Annotated in this window: 15 protein-coding genes; all 15 read left to right on the top strand. The window is 69.8% G+C overall.

Translation table 11 applies throughout. From position 1 onward, the window contains the following. Positions 1 to 39 precede the first annotated feature (39 nt). The 15 genes from AC0B61_RS26365 (at position 40) to AC0B61_RS26295 (ending at position 12,190) form a co-directional block, all read left to right on the top strand. Positions 40 to 1,497 carry a terminase large subunit domain-containing protein gene (locus AC0B61_RS26365; protein ID WP_471743241.1) on the top strand — a complete coding sequence of 486 codons (1,458 nt, stop codon included), beginning with the start codon at positions 40 to 42 and terminating at the stop codon, positions 1,495 to 1,497. Between the two features lie 3 nt (positions 1,498 to 1,500). Next, positions 1,501 to 1,656 carry a hypothetical protein gene (locus AC0B61_RS26360; protein ID WP_471743239.1) on the top strand — a complete coding sequence of 52 codons (156 nt, stop codon included), beginning with the start codon at positions 1,501 to 1,503 and terminating at the stop codon, positions 1,654 to 1,656. After that, positions 1,653 to 2,867 (top strand): phage portal protein, encoded by a 1,215-nt coding sequence (locus AC0B61_RS26355; RefSeq protein WP_471743237.1) that lies wholly within the window; start codon positions 1,653 to 1,655, stop codon positions 2,865 to 2,867. The genes AC0B61_RS26360 and AC0B61_RS26355 overlap by 4 nt, the downstream gene beginning before the upstream one ends. A 3-nt stretch (positions 2,868 to 2,870) precedes the next feature. Further along, entirely contained in the window at positions 2,871 to 3,572 is a 702-nt protein-coding gene (locus AC0B61_RS26350; RefSeq protein ID WP_471743235.1) for an HK97 family phage prohead protease, read from the top strand. Between the two features lie 135 nt (positions 3,573 to 3,707). Further along, positions 3,708 to 5,147, top strand: a complete 1,440-nt coding sequence (locus tag AC0B61_RS26345; protein ID WP_471743234.1) for a phage major capsid protein — start codon at positions 3,708 to 3,710, stop codon at positions 5,145 to 5,147. Positions 5,148 to 5,213: 66 nt separating this feature from the next. Continuing rightward, positions 5,214 to 5,540, top strand: a complete 327-nt coding sequence (locus AC0B61_RS26340; protein WP_471743233.1) for a hypothetical protein — start codon at positions 5,214 to 5,216, stop codon at positions 5,538 to 5,540. 1 nt (position 5,541) lies between these two features. Then, entirely contained in the window at positions 5,542 to 6,111 is a 570-nt protein-coding gene (locus tag AC0B61_RS26335; RefSeq protein WP_471743232.1) for a hypothetical protein, read from the top strand. A gap of 10 nt (positions 6,112 to 6,121) precedes the next feature. Continuing rightward, on the top strand, positions 6,122 to 6,727 hold the full coding sequence (locus tag AC0B61_RS26330; RefSeq protein WP_471743231.1) for a hypothetical protein: 606 nt from the start codon (positions 6,122 to 6,124) through the stop codon (positions 6,725 to 6,727). Further along, entirely contained in the window at positions 6,727 to 7,218 is a 492-nt protein-coding gene (locus AC0B61_RS26325) for a hypothetical protein (RefSeq protein WP_471743230.1), read from the top strand. The genes AC0B61_RS26330 and AC0B61_RS26325 overlap by 1 nt, the downstream gene beginning before the upstream one ends. A 9-nt stretch (positions 7,219 to 7,227) precedes the next feature. After that, complete coding sequence (locus tag AC0B61_RS26320; RefSeq protein WP_471743229.1) at positions 7,228 to 7,458, top strand: hypothetical protein; 231 nt, start codon at positions 7,228 to 7,230, stop codon at positions 7,456 to 7,458. Further along, entirely contained in the window at positions 7,458 to 8,423 is a 966-nt protein-coding gene (locus AC0B61_RS26315) for a phage tail tube protein (RefSeq protein ID WP_471743228.1), read from the top strand. Before AC0B61_RS26320 ends, AC0B61_RS26315 begins: the two co-directional genes overlap by 1 nt. After that, complete coding sequence (locus tag AC0B61_RS26310) at positions 8,420 to 8,881, top strand: hypothetical protein (RefSeq protein ID WP_471743227.1); 462 nt, start codon at positions 8,420 to 8,422, stop codon at positions 8,879 to 8,881. Before AC0B61_RS26315 ends, AC0B61_RS26310 begins: the two co-directional genes overlap by 4 nt. A 17-nt stretch (positions 8,882 to 8,898) precedes the next feature. Further along, positions 8,899 to 9,087 carry a hypothetical protein gene (locus tag AC0B61_RS26305; protein WP_471743226.1) on the top strand — a complete coding sequence of 63 codons (189 nt, stop codon included), beginning with the start codon at positions 8,899 to 8,901 and terminating at the stop codon, positions 9,085 to 9,087. Next, the gene (locus tag AC0B61_RS26300; protein ID WP_471743225.1) at positions 9,077 to 9,562 is read left to right on the top strand and encodes a hypothetical protein; all 486 of its coding nucleotides are present in this window, start codon (positions 9,077 to 9,079) and stop codon (positions 9,560 to 9,562) included. The genes AC0B61_RS26305 and AC0B61_RS26300 overlap by 11 nt, the downstream gene beginning before the upstream one ends. Before the next feature lie 36 nt (positions 9,563 to 9,598). Beyond that, positions 9,599 to 12,190 carry a phage tail tape measure protein gene (locus AC0B61_RS26295; RefSeq protein ID WP_471743224.1) on the top strand — a complete coding sequence of 864 codons (2,592 nt, stop codon included), beginning with the start codon at positions 9,599 to 9,601 and terminating at the stop codon, positions 12,188 to 12,190. Positions 12,191 to 12,199 lie beyond the last annotated feature (9 nt).

Below are 12,199 nucleotides of genomic sequence, written 5' to 3'. Positions count from 1 at the left end.
TGGCCGCCGCGGTTCCTCACCCCGGTACCAGCCGCAGATGTGCGCCGCGGGGACGGCGAGCACGTCGCCGAGTTCATCGAGGCGATGTGCACCATCACCCGGGACACGTTCTCGGGTGCGTCGGGGCAGCCGCTGACGCTGCGTCCGTGGCAGCGCAAGCTGCTCGGCCACGTCTTCGCCCGCCGCCAGGACGGCCGGCGCCGCCACCGGGTCGCGCTGGTCGGCGAGCCCCGCAAGAACGGCAAGTCCGGTCTCGCGGCAGGCATCGCCCTGGACGGGCTCTTCGAGTGCTCGGGCGCCGAGGTGTACTCGTGCGCCGGCGACCGCGACCAGGCCCGGATCGTCTTCGGGGACGCCCGCCGCATGGTGGAGAACTCTCCGGACCTGGCCGAGGCGTGCAAGGTCTACCGGGATGCGATCGAGGTCCCGGCGTCCGGCTCGGTGTACCGCTGCCTGTCGGCGGAAGCGTTCACCAAGGAAGGCCTGTCCCCGACCCGGGTCATCTTCGACGAGCTGCACGTCCAGCCGAACGACGAGCTGTTCAACGTCATGGCACTGGCGGCGGGTGCCCGGATTGACCCGCTGCTGTTCGCCATCACCACGGCGGGCGTGAAGACGGACAGCACCGGCGGCGACTCGGTCTGCTACCGGCTGTTCCAGTACGGGCAGCGGATCGCCTCGGGGGAGGAGGTCGACCCGGCCTTCTTCCTGGCCTGGTGGGGCGCCCCGGACGACGCCGACCACCGCGACCAGCGGGTGTGGCGGACGGCGAACCCGGCCTTCGGCGACCTGATCGACCCTGAGGACTTCGAGGCCGCAGTCCGCCGCACCCCAGAGGCGGAGTTCCGCACCAAGCGCCTCAACCAGTGGGTGTCGACGGCCCAGGCGTGGCTCCCGGCAGGCGCCTGGGACGGGTGCGCGACCGCAGGCTCGATCGAAGACGGCGCCGAGGTGTGCATCGGCTTCGACGGGTCGTTCAACGGCGACAGCACTGCGATCACCGTGGTGTCATGCACCGAGGTGCCGAGGGTGGATGTGGTCGCCGCGTGGGAGCGCCCCCAGGAGGCTGGCCAGGACTGGACAGTGCCGATCCTCGAAGTCGAGGACGCCCTACGGCAGGCCTGCCGCCGCTGGAACGTCCGCGAGATCGTCTGCGACCCCTACCGCTGGGGCCGCACGTACCAGGTGCTGGAAGAGGAGGGCCTGCCGGTCGTCGAGTTCCCCCAGAGCCCGGCCCGCATGATCCCGGCGACGACCCGGTTCTATGAGGCCGTGATGAACCGAACGCTCACGCACTCCGGTGACCCGCGGCTGGCCCGGCACCTGGCCAACTGCGTGATCAGGACCGACAGTCGGGGTTCCCGGCTGTCGAAGGACGCCAAGCACAGCCCCCGAAAGATCGACCTCGCGGTATCCGCCGTGATGGCGCTGGAACGCGCCGTCCAGGAACCCGAGCCCGAGCCGACGCCCCAGTTCTGGTCCTGGGCCGACCTGTAGGAGGTGCCTGTGCGTCCTCGCCGCCGTCTCATCTCCGACGTGGTCGACGTGCTCGGCCTGGCCTGCCTGGACGCCGCCGCATGGTGGCTGCACCCGGTGGCTGGCCTGGCCGTTGCGGGCGCCGCTCTGTTGCTGATCGGGTGGGTGATGGACCGGTGAGCATCCTGCGTCGCGCGGCCGAGCACCGCGTCGTCCAGCAGTGGGGCGACTCCTCGATCCCCGCCAATGGCTCCTTGGGAGGTCTGTCGTCGTCCGGCATGCCGGTCAGCGAGCAGACCGCGTTGCAGCTGTCCGCTGTGTGGGCGTGCGTGCGGATCCTGTCGACCGCGGTGTCGGGTCTGCCGATGACGGCGATGCGCCAGCGCGGGGCCGTCACCGAGCCGCTGCCCGACCAGCCGACGATCGTCGCCGACCCGTTCGGCGGCGCCAACGACATCCGCTACCTCTCGCGCCGCGCCGGATTCCAGCAGCTCGCCGTGTCGCTGGGACTGCGCGGCAACGCCTATGCCGTGGTGCTGAGCCGGGACTGGCTGTTTCGTCCGTCCCGCCTGCAGGTGATCCACCCGGACCGCGTGCGGGTCTCCTGGGACGACGACGGCGCGCGCTGCTACGAAGTCGACCGGAAGCCGCTCTCGTCCGCCGACATGGTGCACCTGATGGGCATGTGTCTGCCCGGTGAGCCGACCGCGATGTCGCCGATCTCCTACGCCCGGCACACCATCGGCCTGGGTCTCGCGGCCGAACAATACGGGGGCAAGTTCTTCGACAAGGGCGCCCACCTGAGTGGTGTGATCACGGTCGACGCGAACCTCGACAAGCAGTCGGCGCGGCAGCTCAAGGAGGGCTTCGAAGCGTCGCACTCCGGCATGGCAAACGCCCACGCGATCGGCGTTCTGTCCGGCGGCGCGAAGTGGCAAAGCATCAGCGTCACGCCCGAGGACGCCCAGTTCCTGGGCACTCGCGCGGCATCGACGCTGGACGTCGCGATGCTCTACGGCGTGCCCCCGCACATGCTCGGCCAGGTCGACCGAACTACCAGCTGGGGCACCGGCATCGAGCAGCAGGGCATCGGCTTCGGCACGTACACCCTCGACCCATGGATCGGGATCTATGAGGACGCGTGGACGGCGCTGCTGCCCCGGGGGTCGAACGCGAAGCTCGACACGACCGCGCTGCAGCGCACGGACACTGCTGGCCGCTATGCGGCCTACACGCAGGCCCGGACCTCGGGCGTCCTGACGATCAACGAGGCCCGTGCCAAGGAGAACCTGCCGCCGGTCGGCGGCGGCGACGACATCTTCGCCCCGCTCAACAGCGCCCACAGCGGCGCTGGTGCCGCACCTGCCGAACCCATGCCCCCTGGAGAGTGAGCCATGGACCTGTCCGCACGGGCCGCACGGCCCACCACCGTCCAGCGCCGCAGCACGCCGTTCCAGGGCGTCGAGCTGCGGTCCAAGCCCAGCGGCACCGGCGGCGAGACGCTGACCTTCACCGGCTACGCGTCGATCACCGAGGCTCCGTACGAGATGGAGGACTTCCTCGGCTCCTACAGCGAGGTCGTTCGCAGAGGCGCTTTCAAGAAGACTCTCGGCGAGAGCGCCGACGTTCCCTTCCTCGTCAACCACGGCGGCCTCACGCTGGCGAGGACGAAGAGCGGCACGCTCCGGCTCGCCGAGGACGACACCGGCCTGCACACCGAAGCCGACCTCGACCCGTCCAGCCCGCACGTCCAGGCCCTGCGTTCCGCCATGGAGCGCGGCGACGTCGACGAGATGTCGTTCGGCTTCTGGGTCACCCGCCAGCAGTGGTCACCGGACTACGACCAGCGGGACATCCTCGAGGTCAACCTCAACAAGGGCGACGTCAGCGTCGTGAACTACGGCGCGAACCCGAACACGGCCGGCGCTCAGCTGAACGCCCGCGAGGTCAGTCAGCAGCTGGAGCGGTTGTCCGCCGACGACCGCCGGGCGCTGTACGAGCGCCTCGCCGCCGAGTTCACGCCCGCGCCCGAGGAGCCGCCGGCGCCCGCCCTGCTTGGCCTCGACCAGGCCCGGCTCCGCTGGCTCGGCCTCTGACTTTTCACCGCCTGCCGACCGCGCCGGAGCCGCGCCGGCCGCCACGCCGCACCCTCGTGCACCTGGCCGCCACCCGGACCACCACCCGAGCAGCAGGCACGCCACCACACACCGTCACCACCCGAAGGAAACCCCATGTCCCGTGAGTTCATCACGGCCCTCCAGGACCGGCGTGCCGCGCTCAAGACCGAGCTCGGCGAGATCCTGAAGGCCCCCACCGCCGAGAAGCGCGACCTCAACGACGACGAGCGCGGCCGCTTCGACGCCAAGGAGGCGGAGGTCCGCCAGATCGACGACCGCATCGCCGAGCTGGACGAGCAGCTGCAGCGCGACGAGCAGGCCGCGGCCACCGCCAAGCGGTACGCGCCGCCCAAGGCCTCCACCCAGGTCGGCCGCGAGCCGCGGGCGTACGAGCGCGGCACCCGGCACTCCTACTACCTCGACCTCGCCCGCGTCGAGCTGAACCGCGGCGACGGCGACGGCGGTGTCGAGGCCGCTCGCGAGCGCATCCGCCGTCACCAGGCCGAGCTCGAAGTCGACATGCCGCGGCGCGAGAAGCTGAGGGCGGCCCGCGCCGACGAGGAACTGCGCGGCGTCGACCGTGAGTCCTCGTTCGAGAAACGCGTCAATCCCAACCGCACCGATGGCCAGGGCGGATATTTCGTGCCGCCGCTGTGGCTGGTCGACGAGTACATCGACCTGCCCCGTTTCGGTCGCACCTTCGCCAACAGCGTCCGCAACCTCACCCTGCCGTCCGGCACCGACAGCATCAACGTTCCGAAGGTCGCCACCGGCACCCTGACCGGTGTTCAGACCGCGGACGCCGCGGCCGTCACCAGTCAGGACCTGACCGACACGTTCGTGTCCGCGCCCGTGCGCACGATCGCCGGCCAGCAGGACATCGCCCTGCAGCTGCTCGACCAGTCGCCGGTCGGGTTCGACGACATCGTGTTCGCCGACCTCATGGCCGACTACAACCTGCGCCTCGACAGCCAGTGCGTGTACGGCTCCGGCTCGTCTGGCCAGCTCAAGGGCGTTCTGAACGTCTCCGGCATCACCAGCGTCACCTACACCGACGCCTCGCCGACCGTTCCGGAGCTGTACACGCCGTGGCTTCAGGCCATGAGCAAGGTCGCCACCGGCCGCAAGATGCCCGCGACGGCCGGCTTCGTGACCCCGGCTCGCTGGTACTGGATGATGTCGGCCCTCGACTCCTCCAACCGCCCGCTGGTCCTGCCGGACACCTCCAGCCCGTTCAACCCGCTCGCCCTGCAGACCGGTTCGGACACCGAGGGCTACGTCGGCAAGGTCGCCGGCCTGCCCGTCCTGACCGACGGCAACATCCCGTCCAACCTCGGCGGCGGCTCCAACGAGGACCGGGCCATCATCGCCCGCACGAGCGACATCTACCTGTGGGAGGGCGCCATGCGCTCCCGCGTCCTCACCGAGGTGCTGTCCGGCACGCTGCAGGTCCGACTGCAGGTGTGGAACTACGCGGCGTTCATGGCAGACCGCCGCCCCGAGGCGATCGCCGTCATCAGCGGCACCGGACTCATCGCCCCGTCCGGCTTCTGATCCGACCCCTGACCGGCCCGCCGCCCCCTACTCCAGGGCGGCGGGCCCACCCACGGAGGAACTTCCATGCACGACAGGATCGCCGAGCTGCGGGGCCTGCGGGCCGAGCACGACCGGCACACCCACAGCGGCGACAGTGACCGCGCCGGGCAGGTCGCCACGCAGATCAGCCGCGTCACCGCCGATGTCGACGCCGAGATCGAGCGATTGGAGGACCGGGCGGCCGAACTGGCCGAGCAGGGCCAGCACTTCCCGGCCGCCGAGCGCGCCGAGGCCGCGCGGCTTCTGCGTGCCGGCCTGGACGAGCTGCGGCTGCCGGTCCCGGCGAAGCGCGGCGCCAAGCAGACCGCCGCAGCGATGCCGCCGGCGGAGACGGCGAAGGGCGGCGAGTGAGATGCCGCTCGTCAACGGCCGGTATGGCCCGAAGAACCCCACCTGGCTGGTCGCCGGCCAGCCGTCGGGCATGTTCCGGGAAAACGTTGCCCGCCACCTCGTCCTGAACGACGGCGGCGTGCTGACCACACAGATCATGCTCGCCACGGCCCTGCCGCTGTACGCAGGTGACACCGTGACCAGTCTGACGTTCGCCTCCGGCGGCACCGCGGCCGGAACCCCTACGAACTGGTGGTTCGCCCTCTACTCGGACGACGCCACCCCAGTGCTACTGGGGCAGAGCGCGGACCAGTTGACCGCGGCGTGGGCGGCCAGCACTGCCAAGACCCTCGCCCTGTCCAGCCCGGTGCAGATCACCCGCACCGGCGTCTACTACGCGGCGGTCATGGTCAAGGCCACCACCGTCCCTTCCCTGGTGGGTCTGGCGACGCTGACCGGCGCGGTCACCGGCATCACCACCGGCGACAAGACCCTCACCACCGTGTCCGGATCCGCTCTCGCCGGCACGGCTCCGGCCACCATCGCCTCCCCCTCCGTGTCGGCCTTCGTGCCGCGCGTCGTCGCCACCTAGGAGGCCCGCGGTGAGCATTGTCGACCTGGCCTCCGTCAAAGCCCACCTCAACATCCCGACCGGGGACACCCGGCAGGACACCGAGCTGCAGCGCTTCATGGACGCCGCCGACGACCAGGCCCGCTACGTGTGCGGTCCGATCACGGCGGAACTCCACACGGAGTGGCACGACGGGGGCCGCCCGACGATCTCCCTGGACTGGCAGCCCGTCGCCTCCGTCACCTCCGTCACCGAGTACGTCGCCTCCTCCACCTGGAATCTCACCGAACAGCCCCTCGGCGGCGGCGCCATGGACTCCTACGGGTACACCGTCGACCTCACCCGCGGCACCATCACCCGCCGCGCCGTCGGCATGGATGTGCCCTTTCCTCGCGGTGTGAAGAACGTCAAGTGCGTCTACACGGCCGGGACCGGCGTCGTCGCTCCGACGGTATTCCTCGGCGCGCTGGAACTGATCCGTCACCTGTGGCAGATGACCCAGCAGGCCGGACGGCCCTCGTTCGGCTCCGCCGGCTCCTACGACTCCGACGGCGCGGTCGTGCCGATGGGCTTCGCCCTCCCGGCCCGCGTGCTGGAGCTGTGGGCCCCCTACCGGCGGCCTCCGGGGGTGGCCTGATGACCATCCCCTCCTCCTCGGTGCCGGCCGCCCGCCTGTGGCTGTTCACCGCCCTCAAAGCCGCGCTCACCCCCGACCCCGGCGTCGTGTCCGGCGGCTCCTACGGCGACCCGGCCGCAAGCCTGCTGGTGTGCCTGGACGGCCCGGGCACCTACCAGCCCGCGGACATCGTCGCGGTCGGCAAGGTCGACCGACGCATCGACATCTCCTCCATGGTCGGGTCCGGCGGCGCCGGCTGGCTGATGGAGCACTACACCATCGAGATCACCATCGAGTGCGCCCGCGGCACCGACGACTCGCGTAGCGCCTTCGAGCGCACCACGACCCTTATCGACCAGGTCATCGCCGTCGTCCGCACCGATCCCACCCTCGGCGGCACCGTCATCTGGTCCAGGCCCACCCGCTCCGACACCGAGACCGTGTGGGCGCCCGACCATTCCTCGTGGGTCGGCCAGGGCGCCCTCACCGTCGAGTGCAACCAGCGCATCTAGGAGGCCCCCTTGCCCCGCTTCATCTACCAGGGCGACGGGGACCGCTACTACCCCTCGCTCACCCTCACGCCCGCGCCCGGCACCTCGTACGAGTTGGACGCCGACCCTGGCGACGGCCGGTGGACCCCCGCCGCCGACGCTGACCCCTGGGAGCCCCAGATCGGCTTCGAGCCTGCGGCCGCACCGGCAGAGGCGCCGGATCCCGAGGACCACCACGACGACACCACCGGAGGTGAGTGATGCCCCAGCCGTCCGCCAGGTCATTCCTTGGCATCGCCAAGGAAACGACGTTCGGCACCGCCGTGGCCGCGACCGCGTTCATCCCGGTCAAGGACATGAAGCCCAAGGAGAAGCTCACGCTCCTGCCGGACAAGGGCATGCGCGGCTCCATGGTCGAGATCTACGACGAGATCAGCGGCCCGATCTGGGCCGAGTACGAGTTCGGCGGCGACGTCTTCCCCGACACCCTGGGCTGGATGGCCACGGGTGTCCTCGGCGACCTCGTCACCACTGGTGCGAGCGCACCGTACACGCACGCCTTGGCGGTCCTCAACACCGGCACCGCCCAGCCGCCCAGCTACACGCTGAGCGACTACTACGCCATCACCACCCGGCAGTTCGCCGGTTGCAAGTTCAGCGAGTTGGGCCTGAAGTTCAACGGCGACGGCCTACTGGAGTACAGCGCGAAGGCGCTCACGCTGGCGTCCGCCACCGCCTCGACACCGACGCCGTCGTTCACCGCGGTCACGCCGATCGCCGCCTGGCAGGGCGCCGTCACCATCGGCGGCTCGACGGTGACCACGCTGATCGACGGCGAGTGCACCATCAAGCGCCCCGTCACGGCAATCTCGACCGCCGACGGCACGCAGGCCCCCGTCGCCCTGTGGGCCGGGCCGGTCACGGTCAGCGGCAAGATGACGCTGATCATGGAGGACGACGCCCAGCTCACCAACTACCTCACCAACGCCAAGCCCAGCCTGGACTTCAACTTCGCGCAGGGCGCCGGGGCTTCGGCCGTGCAGGTCAAGCTGCACATGACCAAGTGCGCCTACTCCAACGCCGAGGTGGACCGCGGCAAGGACTGGGTCGAGCTCAGCGTGAGCTACGAGGGCCTCGCCAACGCGACCGACGTCGGCGGCTCCGGTGGCTACAGCCCCATCAAGATGACCATCCAGAACGCCATCGCCTCCGGGACGTACAAGTGACGATCGACATCACCACCGCCAACCGCATCCCGCTGCCGGGCGGCGGCTGGGCGGACCTGCGGCCAGTGCAGGACATCACCGAGCGGTACCGCAGGCCGATCAAGAAGCTGTCGACCCAGCTGCTCGGCCACACCGACTTCGCCGCGGCGGTCGCCACCGTCCAGGCGTCCGGGAAGAGTCCGGCGGACATGTCCGAGGCCGAACAGCTCCAGGTCGCCGCCGGCATGGGCTCGGCCTTCGACGACCTGGAGGCCATCCAGGATCTCCTCGTCGTCGCCGCCGTCCGCGGCTGGTCCTACGACGCGATCCCCGTGTCTGTCGACGGCCTGCTCGACCTGCCAGGGCCTGCCCTGGACGCCCTGCGCGCCGCCGTGGCCCCCTACCAGGGCGCCCTCAACCCCAACCTCTCCGAGCCCAGCCCGGACCCGGCGTCCCCTACCGAGCCCTCCAGCGCCTGAAGAACGCCCTGGAGGGGATGGCGGTACCGGCGAGCCGGATCCCGGCCGAGGAGTACCGCACCTGGCGGCTGTGCACGCTGCTGCACTGCACACCGTCCCAGCTCGACGACGAGTCGGCGCTGACTCTGGACTGGCTCATCGCCATCGACGACACCGTCGCCAAGGTGAGGGCCGACGCGGAGAGGAGGGCCGCCGATGCCCGGTGAGATGCGCGCCGTCGTCCGCGGCGTGAAAGAGGCCGAGGCCGCGCTTGTACGGATGGACGCCAACATCGACCTCGCCACCCTCAAGGCTCTCAAAGCCTGCCAGGGCCTGGCGAAGTCGAGCATCAAGGGGCAGCTGCGGGGCCGGCCGCGCTGGGACCACCGCGGCAAGTCCTCCCGGACCGGAGCCACGGTGCGGCTGAACCTGTCCCCGCACGTCGTGTCCAAGGGCGGAGGCCCCGGCAAACTGACCGGCGCCCTGTCGCGGTCGATCCGCAGCAACAAGAAGCCCCAGCCGCTGCCCGGCGGTGGCTTCAACGGCGTCGTCTTCGCCGGCGGCCGGGGCGGTCCCCAGAACCTCTACAAGGGCCAGCTCGAAGGCAGGTTCCCCTACTTCAAGCCGGGCGTCGACAAGGCCGCCCCGAAGATGGGAGCGATCTGGACCGCGGCGTGGGGCCGGGCCACCGACAAGTTCTGACCAGCCACAACAACTGAACACAGCGGGAGGTGAGTCGTGGGCGGTCTGCCTCCCGTCTTCATCGAGTTCATCGGAAGCTCCGCAGGCGTCAAGGCCGCCGTGGCGGACACCAAGGTCGCGCTCGCCGAGGCGGACGCGGCCGGCGCCGGGGCGTTCGCGAAGACCGGCATGCTCGGCAAGGCGGCACTTGCCGGGCTCGGACTGGCCGCGTTCGAAGCCGGCAAGCACGCCATCGAGGCCGCAGGTGACTTCCAGTTCCAGATGACCCGTGTCCGCACCGGCGCGGGCGAGGCCGCCGAGAACATGAAGCTGGTCTCCAATGGCGTGCTCGCCATGGCGGGCGAGGTCGGCCAGTCCACCGAGCATCTCACCGCGGGTCTGTACCAGATCGAGTCGGCGGGCTACCACGGCTCCGCCGCCCTTGACGTGCTGAAAAACAGCGCGATGGGTGCGAAGGTCGGCGCGGCCGAACTGTCCACGGTGGCGGACGCGGTCACGACCGCAATGAACGCATACAAGATGGGCGCCAACCAGTCGGCCGAGGCGACGAACGCGCTGATCGCGACCGAGTCCGAAGGCAAGACGAACATGGAGGCCTTGGCCGGCTCCATGTCGAAGATCCTGCCGACCGCGGCAGCGGCGAAGGTCGGCCTCAACGAGGTCTTGGGCGCGATGGCGACCATGACCGCGCAGGGCACCAGTGCGGATGTGGCGGCCACCTACCTGCGCCAAACCATCGGCAACCTGTCCAACCCCTCGGGCAAGGCTGCCCAGGAAATGAAGTCCCTCGGGTTGTCGTCGGTCGAGGTCTCGCAGAACCTCGGCAAGAACGGGTTGGCCAGCACCCTGGAGATGCTGACCGACGCCATCCAGTCGAAGATGGGCCCGGCCGGCACCGTGCTGATCGAGCACCTGCGCGCGGCGTCGAAGGACACCACGGCCTACCAGAAAATCCTGGCCGGGCTGAAGCCCGATCAGCAGACCTACATCGGTGCCCTGGCGGACATGGTCGGCGGCACGAAGTCCATGATGGCCGCCCTCGAGCTGACCGGCCCGCACATGCAGGACTTCAAGAACAACACTGCTGGCATCGAGGAGCACGTCAAGGCCGGCGGCAAGTCGATCGAGGGCTGGGCCGACGTCCAGGCGAATTTCAATCAAAAGCTCGACAGCGCCAAGGCGTCAGCGGGGGCACTGGCGATCCAGATCGGCCAGTACCTCATGCCCTACGCGGAGAAGCTCGCCGTGGTCGTGGCGGACGGGGCCCGCTGGATCACCCAGCACGAGATGGCCGCGAAGATCCTCGCCGGGACGATCGCCGGCGTTCTCGTCGTCGCCATGGTCGCGCTCACCGTCGCGATGTGGAATTTCACCGCCGCCGCGCTGGCCAACCCGGTGGTGTGGATCATCGTGGGGGTGATGGCGCTCGTCGCGGCGCTCGTCTACCTGGGCATCCACTGGCGGACGCTCTGGGACTGGATCCGGGGCGCCGGCCGTGAGGTGGCCGCCGTTGTCGTCGCCGCCTGGCACTGGCTCAGTGACGAGACGAACGCCGCGTGGCAGTGGGTCTACCAGCACGTCCAGGACGCCTGGACGAGGATCTCGAACTTCTTCTTCACGGCCTGGCACACCGTCACCGACCCGGTGGTTGCGGCATGGACCTGGGTCAGCAACGTCACCGCAGCAGTCTGGAATGCGATCCACGACTTCTTCGCGAAATGGTGGCCGTTGTTGTTCGTGGTGTTCTTCCCGTACATCGCGGTGTTCGTCGCGATCTGGAACCATTTCCACGAGCAGATCATCTCCGTCGCCACCACCGTGTGGAACGCGATCTGGGGCTTCCTCGTCTTCATCTGGAATGCCATCTCGTCCGTCGCCTCGTTCGTCTGGGACGTCATCAAGTGGGCGGTCATCAACCCGATGGTCGACACCTGGCAGGGCCTCGTCGGCCTGTGGGGCACCCTGTCCGGCTGGCTGTCGAGTGCCTGGCACGGCATCCTGTCCGTCGCCCGCACTGTCTGGGACTGGATCCGGGGGGCCATCGTCGGCCCCGCCGAGGGCGCCGCGAGTGCCGTCGGCGGCTTCATCGGGCACATCGCCTCGACCATCAAGAACGGTCTGAGCGAGGCGTGGAACGCCGCCAAGGAGAAGGCCGGCGAGTTCCTCAACGTCGGCGTGGAGATCGTCAACGGCATCGGCCGCGGCATCAGCCAGGGCTGGAACTGGCTGAAGAACAAGGTCAAGGACCTCGCGAACGACGCCCTCAACGCCGCTAAATCGTTCCTCGGCATCTCCTCGCCCTCGCGGGTGTTCGCCGAGCAGGTCGGCCACTGGATCCCGCACGGCATCGCCGCCGGTGTCCAGGCCAGCGCCGGCGTCGCCCTCGCCGCGGTCACCGCCCTGTCGGGGGCCGCGGTCGACGCCGGGGCGCTCACCGCCGCCCAGCTGCAGCCCTCGGTGTCCCTGCCCGGATCGATGACCGGCGGCGGCCAGATCGTCCAGCACACCACCAACATCACCGTCCAGGGCTCCGTCCTCGCCGAACGCGACCTGCGCGACCTCGTCCGGCAGCAGAACCTGCAGGACGGCGCCCGCAACATCGGCACCTACCAGGCCTACAACCGCTAGGAGGCGCCC

The sequence above is a fragment of the Kitasatospora sp. NPDC023385 genome, from assembly GCF_055664045.1.
Note: the sequence above shows the minus strand (reverse complement) of the source record. Positions and strands in the feature narration are given on the sequence as shown.